Here is a 15,765-nt window from a genome sequence, read left to right as displayed (position 1 = left end):
GCTCATCGTCACAGACCGCGGCGCTCGCACTCTTCGTCAAACCAGCCGCACACCTGGCTGTAGATCTCGTAGTCCCCGTCGTTCAATGAGCGCAGCTCGTCCAGGAAGTCATCGCGCACGTCCTGACGAGTAAAGCGCTTGGTCTGAGACACATTGGCCTCTTCCAAGCGCAGCACGCCTAGTTCGGGGTACACGTTCTGCAGGAGTTCGAGGCTGCGACCGTACTGCTCGGTGATGCCGATGAAATCGAAGTCAGAGATGTACTCCAAGACGCCGTGAGATTCGTACACGTTCTGAGTCCGTTCCATCCGTACGAAGTCCTCGAAGGATAGCTGCTCGGCTCGATCAGGCATGGTCACGAACATGTGGTTGTAGGCAGAGATCAGGCGTTTCAGCGGATCGCGCAAAAAGGTGATGCAGCGTGCGTTCGGGAACAGATCGCGCAGGGCGAATAGGGTGTAGTGCCCGTGGATGCAGGCCACTCCGTTGGTCTCGCAGTAATCGACCAGGGCTTGAGCGTCGGCATCGGCCAGGTGCTCGAGGGAGCGACCCTGAAAGCCACAGACGTAGTCGTTGCCGCACATCACCCGACCCAGGTAAGTGAGGGCGACCCGATCCTCGCCGAGTTGGGCCTGCAGCGCCTGCCGGAAGGAAGTGCCAGCAGTTTTCGGAATATGCACAGAAAGCAGCATCGCCAGATCATCCAGGGACACGTTCACGGAGCGCGATGTTACACCGGCGTGAGATGCCTCGATAGCGCCGAGCCTGCAAAGCGGGCATTCGGGCTGTGCGGCCGGTCCGCTGCGCCCGCGGGGCCTCCCGTAACGGACAATAAGACGCTGCACCTGCGCATGGATCGGGCATTACGTCACATTTTTGGCAGGTGGGGAGCCTTGAAACAAGGGCTTACGGCGGCTGTGATCTCCATGTGACCCGGCTCACGCTCTGCGAGGCTACAATCCTCGACAGGATCAATCCTTGGTCCAAAACCAAGAGTCCGGCTAACTGGACCTTCAAAGTACGGAGACCCCCAATACCATGCGACTGAATGGTTCTGAGCCTGGGAAGGCTACTTCAATGCTTAATGTCCTCGCGCCCGCGATCGCCCTTAGCCTGGGTATCACCGTAGGCGTGCCCGCGTTGGCCGACTTTGTCGTCGACGATCAGATCATCTCCGATATCTCTAGCGACCTCCCCGCACCGGAGTTCGACGAGTCCGAGAACCGGATGATCTGGCAAGACCGTTTCAATCAGCTTTGGATCGCCCGAGTCGATCCTATCACCGGCGACATCAGCCCCCTGGACGGCCGCGGTACGCTGGTCGATTCGGGGCTCGCATCTGTGGGCGAGGTGGGCAACACCCCGCGCATGAGCTACGGCGAAGAAGACGTCCTGATCTACACCAAGGATGTAGAGGGGACGAAGTGGCTCGCAGTAGCGCGTAACGTGGCGCCGAGCGTCTGGACCACGGAGCTGCTAGAGCAGGGCGATAACCGTCTGCGAGCGAACGGCACGCAGCCTGGCTTCAGCGGCACGGCGCGGATGGTCTACAACCGCATCCAGCCCGATGGCGAGATCGTCGTGTCCTGGCGCGACTGGAACGATCCCGCCAGTGAGGGCAGCGCCACGGTGGTCGCGGAGGGCGGTCGCTTCCTAGGCACTGAGCCTACAGTGCTCACCCTGGCCACGGATCAGATCGGTCGCACGCAGGTCATGCAGATCGATCTGGCCACTGGCGACGGTGAGCTCATCACCTCCTCGCCTAACAACAAGATCAACCCGTTCATTTGGTTTGCGCCGGAGTTCAACGATTTCGCGTTCGTGCTGATGATCAACTTCACGGACCTCGCGGTCTATCGCCGCGTCGACGGCGTATGGACCGAGTACAACCGGTTTGTGATCCCCAGCGATAAGCAGCTGCTGAGCTCGCCGGAGGCCTTCTCCCTAAACGGCCGATCCTACGTCACCGTGGTGGCCGCGGAGGAGCTAGGGCAGGGCGATACCTTCCCTGGTCAGCCCGTTGGCCCAAGCGAGATTTGGCTGGCCGGCATCGACCCGGACGCCCCGTTCTTCCGCCGCATCGACGATCCGCTCACCGACGAGCAGCGCTCGGAGCCTGAGCCGTACCTACTGCCCAGCGGGCCTGTCGCTTACTACACTGAGCGTCTTGCGGGCTTTCCGGGCACACGCTTCCTGCGCCGCGCCGACACCGGTCTCGGTCCGAGCTTCGAGTACGATCTGCCCGTGAGCTACGGTGGCCCTTGGGCGGGTAGCAATCGTGACAATCGCAACTGCAACTGCGTGCCCTTCGCCATCAGCGACACGTTGGTGGCAGGTGAGCCCATCGACCTGCCGGGTGCCCAGTTCGCCTGGTCGTCACTCGCCAGCGACGGCACCTTGCTCTACAGCAACCGCAACAACAACCTGGGCGTGACCGAGCTGATCGCCCTCGACACCAACACGGGCACCGAGAAGTTCCGCATCGATCAGTCTCAGACGGGCACCCAGCTGTCCCAGGTAGGGGCGCTTGTAGATCGCGATGGCAACTTCTTCGTGACTGCTCAAGAAGCCATCACGAAGTTCGCTCCCGATGGTACGGTGCTCTGGTCAACGGCGGTGATCGGTCTGTCTCGCGGGGCGCAGTTCCTGCCGGACGGCCGCCTGGTGATGTTCACGTGGAACGCTCAGGCCTACATCCTGGATCCCGCCGACGGAACGGTGCTCGGTGAGCAGCAGCTCTCGCCGAACCGCAACTTCCCGGCTACGCCAAACTGCTTGCTCGGCGGTGCCGAGGCCGCCTGTGCCTACTCCTCAGGCATCGCGGTGGAGTCTAGCGACGGCACCGTGTACGCGTCGCTGACGCGTGGTACTGGCTCGGGACTCCTGCAGGCGTTCGACTACGATCCTAACACCGTGACTCTCACTAGCCGTTGGGGCTTCGCCTCGCCCGCCCTGGCACGACCGGCAAGTGCGCCGGTGATCAGTCCAGCCGGTGATGTGATCTACACCCAGGAGCGCAACGGCACCTTGAGCGCAATCAACCCAGCCGCCCCAGCGATTCGTTGGCAGGTGAGCACGGGCATCTCCACCAAGGATACGCCGGTGCTGAACGGTAACCTGATCCTCCCCGCGGGCACCGCGGCGGAAGGAGCGACCGGCATCACCGTGTATCGCAACACCGGCGCTGCGGCGGAGGTGGCATTCCAGAGCACCGACTACCTGCCACGCTCGCTGGGCGCGGCCGCTGGCGAGGGGCGTTTCGTCTTGGCTGTCCAAGAGGTGGCAACAGGCGATCTGCAGCTAGCCATCATCGACGTCACTGCGGGTACGCTCAGCACGTCGCCTTGGGCCACCGGCGTGTCGCCGAACACGCTGCGGGCGCTGACCGTGCGTCAGGATGGCGCCGTGGTCGTGCAGTCCTGGGGTCGCAGCGACAACATCGTAGTGTTCAGCCCCGCACCTTGAAGACCCCTACGGTGAGGGTGGGGCATTCATTGTCCCACCCTCGATGTGAGGATCACTCGTAGGCAGACGTCGAGCGCCCTATGCTGAGAATCCTAAAGCGTTTGCTAGGCGGGGCACCGACCGCTAAGCCTGCGCCGCGGGCGAAGCAGCGAGTCGGTGCGAGGGACGCACCGGCCCCCGCCGCCTTGAGCGATGAGCATCGCGCGCTGGTAGAGGCGGCCGTGCTGCCGCGGGCGGCCACGCGATCGCCACCGCACGGCGGCCCTTTCCCCGTCAAGACGGTCGATTCCCTATATCTGTGGGACGCGGCCAGGGCGCGGCTAATCGAAGTGCGCATCGCGTTTCCCGTGGGCGGTCGCGACCCGCAACCGCTGATCGTGTTCTCCCACGGTGCACGTGGTAGCAAGGACGACTACCAGCTGCTCACGCAGTGCTGGGCGAGTTGGGGCTACGTGTGTATCCAACCTAGTCACTCCGATGCACGGCTCGCCGTGGAGGCGGAGATTGCGGATAGCCCGCCGGCCAGCGCCTTTGGCGATTGGCCTAACAGACCTCGTGATGTGACCTTCATTCTCGATTCGCTTATCGACATCGAGCATCGCACGGCAGGGCTCAAGGGGTTGATCGATCGCGATCGTATCGGGGTGGGCGGGCACTCCTTCGGCGCGAGCACGGCCCAGCTGCTTGGCGGCGCTTTGGTAATCCGTGACGGTCGTCGCTCACGCCCCTACCGAGATCCGCGGGTGAAGGCCCTCGTGATGATCTCACCCCAGGGTCGCGGTCAACTGCACGCGGATGGGTCTTGGGATGAGCTGGACCTGCCCGCGATCACCGTCACCGGCACGCGGGACCGCGGCCGTGATGGGCAACCTTGGGAATGGCGCCTTGAGCCCTTCCACGCCGCGCCGGCCGGTCGGCAGTACGCGGTGGTCCTCGAGGAGGGCGCCCACGATATGGGGGGGCTCGATCGTGCGTCCGTGCACCTACCGAACCTATCGGACGAAGCCATCGCGCAGCTCGTCTTGGAGAGCACCCTGCAGTTTTGGAATGCCTGGCTCAAAGAGCGCGCCGGTGATCAGGCGTCCTTGCGCCAGTCCCGCACGCTCTTTCAGGGGGGTGCAGAAGCGCGCCTGATGGTCCGATGAGCCGGTGCCGCTCGCCGAGGCGGCAGGCGCGGGCCCTAGGAGTAGCCGAAGCGCTCCGCCATCGCCCGCACCTCATCGCTGAAGCCCACATCGTCCTGGCGCCAGGGCAATGGGCCCTCGAGGGAACTCGGGCGTATCCGCGCATGGCGCAGTGCCGGGGAGCGCAGGTAGTTGATGTCGTTTCCAAGGTGGGCACCGAGCGGGCCGAGGCTGGCGTAGGGCGAGTCCTCGGGATGCATCATCGCCTCCAGAGCCTCGTCATCTGTGCGCAGTCCGAGCCAGCGGCAGATTTTACGCAGGGCGCTGCTGGGGGCGTTGAGCACGTCTTCGCCCCGGAGTGTCATCTGCCGGTGCGCCGGCACGTTGGCGAGGGCCTCGACGATGTTCTGCTGCACGTCCAGCCAGGAGATCTGCGGATCGACGACCGGTGGATCGGCCGAGTAGTCCACGGAGTTGGAGAGGATAGCCATCATGCCCTTGGCGATCTTCATGATCGAAACGCCCTGGGTGCGCGGATGGCGCAGTAGATGCAGGAAGTAGGCGTCAGGGAATGCCTCCATCAGGCGCGCCAGGTATTCCGGTTTGGAGCTGTAGACAGGGCTCTTATCCACGACTCGCAAGGGCGCGACCCGTTCACACAACTCCAGGTAGACGTCCTGGGTGCTGTGATCGAGGCGCGTGAGCATCCAGCGCTTGGCCATATCTACCGACACCAGGCTCTGTTCAGCGCCGTACAGCTGGGCCACGACGCGCATCAGGCCGTGAATCTGGATTTGCCGATAGCCGGCAAACTCCTCGATCAGATCACGCACGGAGTCGGTCACGAACAGGTTTAGCTCCGGCATCCCGTAGGCTTGGGGGTGCTGGCCCAACATGCCGTTGATCAGAGAAGTGAACGAGCGCGGCGAGCCCAAGATGAAAAGAGGCGGCGGCGGCGGCTCGACCTGCCTGAGGGGCACCCCACCCGCGTGAGCGTTTAGGGAGGAGCTGTCGGGTGCGGGCGAGGACATGGGAACCGTTGGCGTCTCAGCGATCGTCTAACAGGGAGTCGAAGCGCGGCACCTTACCAGAGCGGCGCCGCCTTGGGAGTGATCTGCGTGTCAGGCCTCGAAGAGGTGAGAACCGTGCGGTGCGCCCGGGAACTGGCGTTGCTCCTGGGGCACACTCTCAAGCATTTGCCGTATCGCGGTATCATATTGGTTTTGCGGAAGTAACCGAATAACCAACCGGGTGACAGGCGACCGACGTCGGCGCCACCCACCGCACCATCTATCGAGAAGGCCGTTGGAAACAAATCGCAGGCTCAACACCGTAGATGCCGATCAGCTTAGCGAGGAAGAGAAGGCCCGCCAGCTGCGTCTGCTCGCCCTGCGTGAGCGGATCTCTCCCGATGCGTCGGTCTCGCCGCTGCTCTCGGGGTCCCCGCCGCCGCCGCCGCGCGCCGGCGATTCTCAGGCCGGGGATGCCCCGCCGGTGGGAGAATCCGGGGATGAAGGCGAGGAGATCAACGCTTTCCTCAAGACCTTGGTGGATAAGCGCAAGGCGCGCCACCACCAGCTGCAGATCATCCAGGACTTCTTCGAGAACCCGGTCGAATTTGGCGTCGAGATCGACTTCATACCCAGCGGCACACCGCTGAGCGAAATCAAGGCTCGCAAAAAGGAGCTGAGTTACCGCGTGAAGCTGCTGAACAGCGTGCTTGACGCCTTCCAGGGTGAGCTCGCGATGCTCGAGCAGGCTGAGCGCTCCGCCTTGAGTCCCACCGTTGATGAACCCGGGGAGGGTGCTCGTACGCGCGAGGACATCCATCCCCAGCTGCCCGCGGCCGATGGTAAGGAGAGCTGAGTGGCCAGCGTGATCGCTAGGCCGCGTCCCTACGAGCCGGCGCCCAATCCCGGATTGGGGCTGGATCAGTTCCGCATGATCGCGCCGAACGGGTTCGGTGACGGCCACAACAGTTTCCCCCACTCGGTCGCTTGGTATCGAGATCGCGTGTACGTCGGAACCACGCGCTCGAATTTCCAGATGATCAAGATCCAGCACACCTTTAAGAACATGCCTGTGCCCCTGTGGCCGGTGGAGGGGCCCGACGACGCAGAGGGGCTCTACCGCGACTTGGATCGACGCGCGCAAATATGGGCCTTCGACCCAAAGACCGGCGTGTGGGATATGGTGCACGTAGCGCCGGAGGTGCCCGCGATCGGCGGCCACTTCGGCATGGTTGCTCGCGAGACCGGTTTTCGCAGCATGGCCGTTTTCCAGGGCGAATCTGATCCCGAGCCCGCGCTGTACGCGGCGACCTGGGCGGTGAGTCGATCTCCGGGCGCGCTGCTGCTGCGCTCCACGGACGGCAAGGAGTTTCACCCGGTGTCCCCATTCGGCATCATCGAGGGTCTGCCGGTCACCGCGACCCGAGTGCTGATTCCCTTCAAGGGGCGCCTTTTCACCTCACCCACTGGCACCCGCGGCTTCGACGTCAAGTTTGTGATCAACGTGTCCGGGAACCCGGTGATCTACGAGAGCCGAGATCCTGCCAACGGCAATTGGGTGCCCGTGAACGAGCCAGGCTTCGGCAATCCAGATAACCAGGGCGTACTGATGCTCTGCGAGTTCCAGGATCGCCTCTACGCCACCACCTTCAACAACAATGGCTTCGAGGTGTGGTGGAGTGATTGTGAGGGCGAACCGCCCTACCGCTGGGAGAAGGTGCTAGACAAGGGCGGCGGCCGTGGTGCTGAGAACCAGATCGGCGTCACCATGCACGTGTTCAAGGGCGCCCTCTACATCGGTACGGCGATTCAAAATGGTGGCAACGATCTCAACAACAAGATCGGACCCGCCGGTTCCGAGGTGATTCGTATCAATGCGGATCACACCTGGGATCTAATCATTGGCAGCGCGCGCTACACCGATCAGGGCAAGAAGATACCGCTAAGCGGCGTCGCCGCCGGCTTTGGCAACGTGTTCAACGGCTACTTCTGGTCAATGACCGCGCACGACGGCTGGCTATATGTTGGGTCCATGAACTCTACGATCTGGGTTCGATTCTTGAACAGCGATACCTACAATGCGGGCATTCGTAACGTGGTTGGCCACGTAGGTGCCGAGAACATCGTGGACAACGAAGGTGGCTGCTCCCTGTGGCGCACGGCTGACGGTGAGAACTGGATGCCCGTCACCAAGGTCGGCTTCGATAACAGGTACAATCTCGGTATCCGGAACCTGCTTTCTACGCCCCACGGCCTGGTGGCCGCCGTGGCCAACCCCTTCGGCCCTCGCGTCGCCGTACGCGGCGAGAACGAAGAGTGGCACTACACGGACAACCCTCGCGGCGGCTGCGAGATGTGGTTCGGACGCTTCTGGGATGAGGATCCGCCGGAACACCCGCTACGCCGGTGCGCCAAGAGCGTGTCGGATTGGCTGGAGTCTTCACGGGGCGAGGCAACCGCCTGGTTCGGCGGCGAAGAATAACTCCTACACGTAACACCCACCATCAACAACACACACAAATGGCGGCAGACCCAATGGAAGTTGTAACTACTTACGAACCGTACGCACAGGAGCCGGAGTACATCGGGGCCAACAAGGCCCTGCTTGAGACCATCGAGCTCGGGCCGGTTAAGCGCGTGCTCGACCTCGCTTGCGGCACGGGCCTGATGACCGATCTGCTCATGCAGCTCAAGCCTGGAATTGCCGTCAACGGTATCGATCTTTCCGGCGAGTCCCTCGCCATTGGCCGTCGTCAGCTGCGTGAGAAGGGCGTACTGGTCGAGTCTCAGGAAGAGCTGGACGCGGCCGCCGCTGAAGGGCGCAGCGCCATGTACATGGTGGAAGGCAGCGCCATGGACCTCGACCATTTTGCCGATAACACCTTCGACATGTGCATGATCGGCAATGCCATCCACCTGATGCCAGACAAGGATCAGTTCGTGCGCAACGTGTACCGCGTGCTCAAGCCCGGCGCCCCGTTCGCCTTCAACTCGGTCTTCTTCACCGGCACCTTCGGTGAGGGCAGTGAGCCGGTGTACAAGGAATGGATGATGGGCGCCGTGAGCATTCTCATGGAGAAGAACGCGGAGCTGATCAAAGAGGGCAAGGCGCCGATCAAGCGCAAGCGCGGGACGGCAGGCAAGGCCTTTGACAAGGACTGGAAGACCCCTGAGGGCTGGGCCGGTGTACTCGAGCAGGCGGGCTTCGACGTAGAGCGCGTTTACAAGCGCCCGATTCCGATCGACCAGCGTGGCCTTGAGCTCGTGGGTGCCTACGGCGGTCTCGCCGAGGTGCTGATGAGCGGCTACCCCGTCGACATCTCCAGTGAGTGCCTGCAATACGCGGTCGGCCCCGCCTTCGAGAAGATGGGTGTGACCGAGGTCGTGCGCTACTGGCTGGAAGTGACCGGCGTCAAGAGATAGCAGCGCTCCTAGGCGCGGCGTGCCTGACCGTGGGGCGCGTTCGCCGCATCGCCTAGCAGGTTGAGCGCCATCACGGTGAGCACCATCGCACTCGCTGGCGCTAAGCATACGTGGGGGCGAGTCTCTAAGGAGGCTCGCCCCTCTGCGATCATGGCCCCCCAACTCGGTGTTGGCGGGCTGACCCCAAGGCCCAGGTAGCCGAGCGCGCCTTCCAAAACAACCACGACCGCTGCCACTAACGTGCACAGGGTCAGCAAGGGCGGCAGCACATTCGGTAGCACGTGATGGCGTAGCACGGTGAGGTGGCTCGCCCCGAGCGAGCGGGCCGCGTCGACGTAGGGCAGCTGGGCGATGACCCGTGTTCGCACGCGCGCGACGCGCGCGAACACAGGCGTGCTGAGTAGCCCGAGCGTCCAAACGAGCGTGGTTACCGATCCGCCGATGGATACGGCAAGCAGCATCGCAATGAGCAGAGCGGGCAGGGCGAGTAGCGTGTCGGTGAATAGCCTCGCTATGCGTTCGGGCCAGCCGCCAAGGTAGGCGGCTAGTACGCCTAGGGTGCCTCCCACCAGCAGTCCGAGCAGGGGGCAGAAGACGGCCACCGCAAGGGAGATGCGCCCGCCGTAAAGGACGCGGCTCAGAAGATCACGACCGAAGCTGTCAGTGCCTAATGGATGGCTTATGCTCGGCAGGGCGCGCCGATCTCCAAGGGCCATCGCCGATGGGTCCGCCAGGGGCCAGAGATCGGCGCTCAGTGCGCCACCGCCGATCAGCGCCAGCCAAAGGCTAGCGAGTGACAGCATGCGCCGAGGGTGGTTGCTTGCCTTGCCGTTCATGCGCCCAGGCCGCGACTTCGTGGATCGAGCCAGGACGCTAACGCGTCGGCCAGCAGATTGGCCAACACGAAAGCGGCAGCTACGATCAGGACGCAGCTTTGCACCGTGGGCAGATCCCGCGCGAGAACCGCGTCCTTGAGGAGGCGGCCCATGCCAGGTAGGGCAAAGATTGACTCGACAACCACGGCGCCCGCCATCAGGTGACCGGTGTTGAGCGCTACCAAGGTGATCAGCGGCAGGCAGGCTGCGCGCAGCACGTCGCGCACCAGAAGCGAGCCCTCGCTGGCGCCGAAGGCCCGCGCAGTTCGAGCCCAAGGTTGATTTAGCAACTGCAGCAGTTCTCCTCGCAACATGCGCAGGTAGATGGGCAACTCCACCAGGGCAAGGCTTAGGGCTGGCAGGATCAAGGCGCGTAGAGGCCACATGACGCCGGCCGCGTCAGCGGGGTAGCCGCTCGCGGGGAACCATCCGAGAGTGATCGCGAAGATCAGGATCAAGCCCAAGGCGAGGATGTATGCGGGCGTCGACAGGGCGATGAAGCTTAGGGCGCCGATCAACTGATCGAGCATGCTGCCTGGGCGGCGGGCACTGAGTAGGGCCAGTGGTACGGCGAGGCCGAGGGCGATCACCTGGGTTAGAACCATGAGTGCGGCCGAGACTCCAAGTCGGTTCATGACGGCGGGACCGACGGCCTGCCCAGTCCGCGTGGAGGTGCCGAAGTCTCCTCGCGCTGCGTGACTCAGCCAGTCGGTGTAGCGCGCCGGCCAGGGCCGATCTAGTCCCAGCTCTGCGCGCAGGGCATCCACTTGAGCGGCTGTCGCGCTTTCGCCCAGCGCCGCCAGGGCGGCATCGCCCGGAAGGGCGTCAGTCAAAAGGAAGCCGCCGAGGCTCGCTAGCAGCCCCACCACTAACAGATGTAATAGCCGCTCCAAGGTGGCTATGCCTCAGGGGATGGCTTGGGAGGATGGGGCGATACCGCGAAGACTGAGCAGTCCCCCGCGCAGGGAAAGCTCGCCCGCAAGATCCGCTCGGGCGATGGCGAAGTAGGTGTTCTCGGCGAGGTAGAGGTAGGGCACTTGATTGGCCAGATAGCGTTCCAACGCACAGTACGCCTCGCCTCGTTGGGTGGGGTCTATCGTATTGCGTGCGGAGGTTAACAGTCCGTCGAGCTGCGCTGACGCCAGCCCGGTGACGTTAAAGGGGCTAGTCGAGTGAAACAGCCCGTAGAGATCCGGGTCTGGATCGACCGAATCGCGCAGGCGCCACGGGCCGACCTGAAAGCGGCGGCGGAACACGCTCGCCACCAGCTGCACCTGCTCCATCGGCTGCAGTGTGACCTCGACGCCGACCGCCTGCCAGAACTGCTGGAAGATCTGCCCCGCTGCTTGGCCACGGGGAGTCGCCGTGTGGCCGAAGGTCACGGCCACGGGCGCGCCGTACTCGGCGAGTAGGCTTTTGGCCTTTGCGGGGTCGTGCTCGGGCCAGTGGGAGTCGCAGTGAAACGGCGAGCCAGGACCGTAGGGATCGTCGGCGGCAAGGACGCCGTCTTCCGAGACGGCGGCGACGTAGGCCGCCGAATCGCTGGCGTGAGCTAGGGCGCGACGCACCCTCACGTCGTCGAAGGGCGCTTCGCGCGTGTTCAGGACCAGCAGGCGAGCTCCCGCGCCGCGTCGGCGTTGCACGCGTAGGCCGAGCGCCTCCGCACGGGCCGCGCTGCTCCCGTCCAGGGTCCAAATGACGTCCACATCGCCGGCCCGTAGGGCGGCGAGGCGGCCCTGCTGATCGGGCAGAATGCGGTACTCGAGGGTGCCAGGGCGCAGGTCGATCTCATCGCCTTTGGTGGCCCAATACTGGTCATTGCGGGTCAGGGTCACCACCTCGCCGTCGCGCCATTCGGTGAAGCGGTAGGGGCCCGTTCCTACGGGGGCGCGGTTGAAGGTCTCGCCGTCACCTAGGGCGGCGGGGGAGCCGATTAACGACACGACTGACGGCTCGCCGAGTACCGCAGGCAGCGCTGCCCAGGGGCTGCTCAGCTCAAAGCGCAGCTCGTACTGCCCGCTGACCACCACCTCTCGGAGGGGGCCGAGAAAGGGTCGACAAGCGCAGCGATTGGCGGGGTCGATCAGGCGCCGAAAGTGGTTTGCGACCGCCGCCGAATCGAGCGCGCTACCATCGTGAAAGGTCACGCCCTGGCGCAGGACCAGGGACCACACTCGCAGGTCCGCCGAAGGCTCTAGCGAGAGGGCCAGACGCGGCTGGATCGCGCCGCGCTCGTCTAGGGTGATCAGGGTATCGAAGACTGCGTCTGCCACCGTGAGCGTGCTGACGCCCATGAGGCGTGTGCGCAGGGGGTCGAACCCCTGCAAATCGGCCTCGAGACCGATTCGCAGGGTAGCGGGCACGCTGGCCGCTGCGGCGGGCTCACCGCCGCCGGGGGCGTTGGCAGGGGGCGCGGGTGAGCACCCGGCCAGACCGAGCACGGCGATGACGAGGAAGGCATCGCAGACCCTCGGCGAGCGCGTCTTGCGGGCAGGCGGGCGGGAGATCGAATGCATGTACGAGAGTTTACATCGCGCTCGCGGCGGCTTCGGGTAGAATTCGCGCATCGCTGAAACGGATCAGCGGCCCATCAAAGGAGTGTTCTATGAACTTCAGCCGTACCCTCGCTGCCGCCGCCCTAGCTGGCGTTGTCGCGTCTGCCGCCGCTTACGCGCAGGACGAGCGGTCTTCCCGCTGGGACGAGCTCGATCCCGACACCCAGGCAAAGCTGCTCGAAGAGTGGGAGTCAAAGTCTCCGGAAGAGCAGGCCGCATTCAAGCAGGGCGTCCAGGAGCGCCGTGCCCGTTTCCAGGAGCTCTCCCCGGAGCAACAGGAAGCCATGCGTTCTCGCCGTGAGGCCAACAAGGCCGAGTACCAGAACCTGAGCGACGAGGAGAAAGCCGCTGCTCGCGAGCAGGCTAAGGACCGTCGTGCGCAGTTCCGCAACATGTCCGAGGAGGAGCGCCAAGAGATGCGTGCCCGCCGCGGCGAGGGTGGTGCTGCAGGCCGCGGTGGCAACCGCGACCGCATGGTCGAGGGCATGCAGGAGCGTGCGAAGGACATGACGCCGGAAGAGCGCGAGGCTGCCCGCGAGCAGATGCGCTCCCGCGCCGGTGAAGTGTCCAAGGAAGATCGCGCTGCGCGCCGTGAAGAGATGCGTGGCCGAGCCGCCAACATGACCCAGGAAGAGCGCGACAACGCGCGCAAGAAGTGGGAAAACCGCAAGGAAAAGGACGACGGCGATAACCGTCGCTAACATCTGACCCACGCGACTTCTCGCGCGAGGGCCGGGGCGAAAGCCTCGGCCCTCGTTTCGTTTTCTCTCCGCCTCAGGGAGCGCCATGACAACCGTTCTTAGCGTCAACGTGAATAAGGTGGCGTGGCTGCGCAATGCGCGAATGGGACACGACCCAGACGTGCTAGAGATGGCACAGCTGTGCGTGGATGCAGGCGCGGACGGGATTACGGTGCACCCACGCCCGGATCAACGCCACATTCGCCCCGATGATGTGCGCACGCTGGCAGCCGCGCTGGGCCCACAAAGGGTGGAGTTGAACGTCGAGGGCAACCCCTTTAACGGCCCCACCGACGAGGGGTATCCGGGCTTCCTCGCCCTATGTCGGGAAGTGCTGCCCACGCAGGTGACGCTCGTGCCCGACGCTGAGGATCAGCTGACCTCCGACCACGGGTGGCAGATCGCCCCTAACGCACAACGCCTGGCACCGATCGTCGCTGGCCTGCGCGAGCAGGGCGCGCGGGTGTGCCTTTTCGTCGATCCTGGATGTTCGGAGCTGGAGGCGATTGCAGCCCTCGGCGTCCATCGAATCGAGCTGTACACGGAGGGCTACGCGCGACTGTTCCGGGCCGAGGAGGGTACAGGAGAAGCCTTGAGTGAAACCCTGGCACTGTATGCGGCGACGGCGCGGGAGGCACAGGCGGCTGGCTTGGAGGTCAATGCAGGGCACGATCTGAACCTGCACAACCTGACGACCTTTTGCGCTGCAGTGCCGAACATCCTCGAAGTGTCGATCGGACAAGCATTGATCGCCGATGCCCTGCGCTTTGGCCTCTCGGAAACGGTCCGGCGCTACCAGGCAGCGATCGCGCGCGCCTGAGCGGCAGCGCGGGAAAGGGGCGAGGCCCGCGCACGTCCAGCACACTGCTCCCTTAGGGGGCACAGGCCGCCCCGAATCCGAGCACCGTGAACAACTTGCGCAAATGCGTGAGTGTGCAATGATGTGCTCGTTGCCAACGATACGCGGTGAGCTAGGGAGAGGCCGTCGCGAGGTGACGCTCGACGCCGCGTACGCGTTCGCAGGTACGCATCGTCGTTCCCTATAAAAAGACTCCAAGAAAATTCGGACACATCCCGGGGGGTGCTATGGGGAATCGCGTCTGCGCGATCCTGGTCGCCGCCGTTGCAGCTGTCGCAGCAGGTTGCAACGGGGCGGTGAGCGAAGACATACGCGTGCTGGCAGGAACGACCAGTCACGCCGGAGCGATAAGCGTGAACGGCGACGTGCTCGTGGCGGAGCACGTCGCGGCTGGCGGGGGCGCGTTTCGTACGGTCAATGGAGATATCCACATCGGCGCCGGGGCGCAGGTGGATGCGTGTACGTCCGTCCATGGGCGGATTACCGTGGGTGAGGGCGCGAGGACCGGGCCCCTAGAAGCTGTCAACGGTGATCTAGCCGTGGCCCGTGCCGCCTTGGTGAATGGCCCCATTAACTTGGTCAACGGCAGGGTGTCGATCGAGGACGACGTACGGGTCGTCGGCGGCGTCGGTACGGTGAACGGGGAGATCAAGATACGCGGCAGCGTGGTGGGAGGCGACGTGGTGAACTACAACGGCGCGATCACACTGACGGAGGGCACGGAGGTGCTTGGCGATGTCATCGTGCGTGACACGGTGGGGGTGAACGGCCAGCGCGTGCCCCGCGTGGTGATCGGTCCGAACAGCGTTGTGGCCGGTCGGCTCGTGTTCGAACGCCCCGTGCGACTGTACATCCATGAGACGGCAACGGTGGCGGACACCGGTGGCTTCGCGAGTGCGACCTTCTCCACCGCTTCCTGGGATGGCCGCTGAGCAACCCGCAAGCGGGGGGCAGCTAGCCCTGCCGGAGCACCAACCTACCGGCAACGTGCTGGAGGGGTTGCGTATCCGTGAGAGCACGCGAGCGAAGCGGCTGTCGATTCACGTATGCCCGCACAAGGGCGTGGAGGTGGTCGTCCCGCGTGCGACGTCTGCGGCGCGCGTTCAACGCTTCGTGGAAGAGCACCGTGGCTGGATAGAGCAAACGCGCGCGCGCCTGATCGCCTCGCCATGTGCTGCTTTCGATCAGTCCCTGCCCGACCGCGTGGATCTGCGCGCGATCGATGCTGCCTGGCGCGTGTTGTTGGAGCCGGAGGAGTCCGCGCTCGAGGGGCGCGTGCGCTTAAGCGAGTCTGCGACGGACCTGATTCTGCGTGGAAACACCGGCCACACGGGGAGGGCTCGCGATGAGCTGCGTCGGTGGTTGGCCGCCAAGGGGCGTACATACCTGGTGCCCTGGACCGCGCGCCTCGCCAAGCATCATGGTTTCGAGCACGGGCGCATTCAAGTTCGCGGCCAAAAGACGCGTTGGGGCAGCTGCTCTTCGCGCGGTACCTTGAGCCTGAACTATTCGCTCCTATTTCTGGAGCCGTCTCTGGTGCGCTACGTGATGTTGCACGAGCTGGCGCACACCCGGGTCATGTCGCACAGCGACCGGTTTTGGGCGCTTCTATGCGCCATGGAGCCGCGGGCGCGGCAGTTAGATCGCCAGCTCAACGATGCCTGGCGCGACATTCCCGGGTGGGCGATCCCGCGCTGACGGTTCCGTGGCTGCA

14 protein-coding genes are annotated in these 15,765 nt (G+C 64.3%); 9 read left to right on the top strand and 5 right to left on the bottom strand.

What is annotated here, in order from left to right; genetic code table 11:
• Positions 1-8: 8 nt before the first annotated feature.
• Entirely contained in the window at positions 9-719 is a 711-nt protein-coding gene (locus AAGA68_17370) for a sulfotransferase family 2 domain-containing protein (protein ID MEM9386834.1), read from the bottom strand.
• A 358-nt stretch (positions 720-1,077) separates the two neighbouring features.
• Here AAGA68_17370 and AAGA68_17365 point away from each other — a divergent pair, with 358 nt between their 5' ends.
• Both AAGA68_17365 and AAGA68_17360 read left to right on the top strand, forming a co-directional pair.
• Complete coding sequence (locus AAGA68_17365; GenBank protein ID MEM9386833.1) at positions 1,078-3,465, top strand: PQQ-binding-like beta-propeller repeat protein; 2,388 nt, start codon at positions 1,078-1,080, stop codon at positions 3,463-3,465.
• A gap of 80 nt (positions 3,466-3,545) precedes the next feature.
• Positions 3,546-4,610, top strand: coding sequence for a hypothetical protein (locus AAGA68_17360; protein ID MEM9386832.1), 1,065 nt, complete (start codon positions 3,546-3,548; stop codon positions 4,608-4,610).
• A 35-nt stretch (positions 4,611-4,645) separates the two neighbouring features.
• On the opposite strand, the gene AAGA68_17355 is transcribed toward AAGA68_17360, so the two are convergent.
• Positions 4,646-5,620, bottom strand: coding sequence for a sulfotransferase (locus AAGA68_17355; protein ID MEM9386831.1), 975 nt, complete (start codon positions 5,618-5,620; stop codon positions 4,646-4,648).
• Positions 5,621-5,894: 274 nt separating this feature from the next.
• Between AAGA68_17355 and AAGA68_17350 the strand changes: the two genes are divergently transcribed.
• Genes AAGA68_17350 through AAGA68_17340 form a run of 3 tightly spaced genes read left to right on the top strand, consistent with a single transcriptional unit; the run spans position 5,895 to position 9,022 of the window.
• Positions 5,895-6,455: a hypothetical protein gene (locus AAGA68_17350; protein ID MEM9386830.1), complete on the top strand. Its 561-nt coding sequence runs from the start codon at positions 5,895-5,897 to the stop codon at positions 6,453-6,455.
• Entirely contained in the window at positions 6,456-8,081 is a 1,626-nt protein-coding gene (locus AAGA68_17345; GenBank protein MEM9386829.1) for a hypothetical protein, read from the top strand.
• Between the two features lie 53 nt (positions 8,082-8,134).
• Positions 8,135-9,022 carry a class I SAM-dependent methyltransferase gene (locus AAGA68_17340; GenBank protein ID MEM9386828.1) on the top strand — a complete coding sequence of 296 codons (888 nt, stop codon included), beginning with the start codon at positions 8,135-8,137 and terminating at the stop codon, positions 9,020-9,022.
• Positions 9,023-9,030: 8 nt separating this feature from the next.
• Here AAGA68_17340 and AAGA68_17335 read toward each other — a convergent pair whose 3' ends face one another.
• Genes AAGA68_17335 through AAGA68_17325 form a run of 3 tightly spaced genes read right to left on the bottom strand, consistent with a single transcriptional unit; the run spans position 9,031 to position 12,413 of the window.
• Positions 9,031-9,858, bottom strand: coding sequence for an ABC transporter permease (locus AAGA68_17335; protein ID MEM9386827.1), 828 nt, complete (start codon positions 9,856-9,858; stop codon positions 9,031-9,033).
• Positions 9,855-10,790, bottom strand: coding sequence for an ABC transporter permease (locus tag AAGA68_17330; GenBank protein MEM9386826.1), 936 nt, complete (start codon positions 10,788-10,790; stop codon positions 9,855-9,857). Before AAGA68_17330 ends, AAGA68_17335 begins: the two co-directional genes overlap by 4 nt.
• A gap of 12 nt (positions 10,791-10,802) precedes the next feature.
• The gene (locus tag AAGA68_17325; GenBank protein ID MEM9386825.1) at positions 10,803-12,413 is read right to left on the bottom strand and encodes an ABC transporter substrate-binding protein; all 1,611 of its coding nucleotides are present in this window, start codon (positions 12,411-12,413) and stop codon (positions 10,803-10,805) included.
• Positions 12,414-12,502: 89 nt separating this feature from the next.
• Here AAGA68_17325 and AAGA68_17320 point away from each other — a divergent pair, with 89 nt between their 5' ends.
• The 4 genes from AAGA68_17320 to AAGA68_17305 all read left to right on the top strand — a co-directional run bounded on the left by AAGA68_17320 (position 12,503) and on the right by AAGA68_17305 (position 15,749).
• Entirely contained in the window at positions 12,503-13,153 is a 651-nt protein-coding gene (locus AAGA68_17320) for a hypothetical protein (GenBank protein MEM9386824.1), read from the top strand.
• An 85-nt stretch (positions 13,154-13,238) separates the two neighbouring features.
• Positions 13,239-14,012 (top strand): pyridoxine 5'-phosphate synthase, encoded by a 774-nt coding sequence (locus AAGA68_17315; GenBank protein ID MEM9386823.1) that lies wholly within the window; start codon positions 13,239-13,241, stop codon positions 14,010-14,012.
• Positions 14,013-14,404: 392 nt separating this feature from the next.
• On the top strand, positions 14,405-14,983 hold the full coding sequence (locus tag AAGA68_17310; GenBank protein ID MEM9386822.1) for a hypothetical protein: 579 nt from the start codon (positions 14,405-14,407) through the stop codon (positions 14,981-14,983).
• Positions 14,973-15,749, top strand: coding sequence for a SprT family zinc-dependent metalloprotease (locus tag AAGA68_17305; protein ID MEM9386821.1), 777 nt, complete (start codon positions 14,973-14,975; stop codon positions 15,747-15,749). The genes AAGA68_17310 and AAGA68_17305 overlap by 11 nt, the downstream gene beginning before the upstream one ends.
• The last annotated feature ends 16 nt before the right edge of the window (positions 15,750-15,765 follow it).

Source organism: Pseudomonadota bacterium (genome assembly GCA_039193195.1).
Taxonomy (GTDB): Bacteria; Pseudomonadota; Gammaproteobacteria; order Steroidobacterales; family JBCBZW01; genus JBCBZW01.
This window is presented reverse-complemented; position numbering and strand designations above follow the sequence as displayed.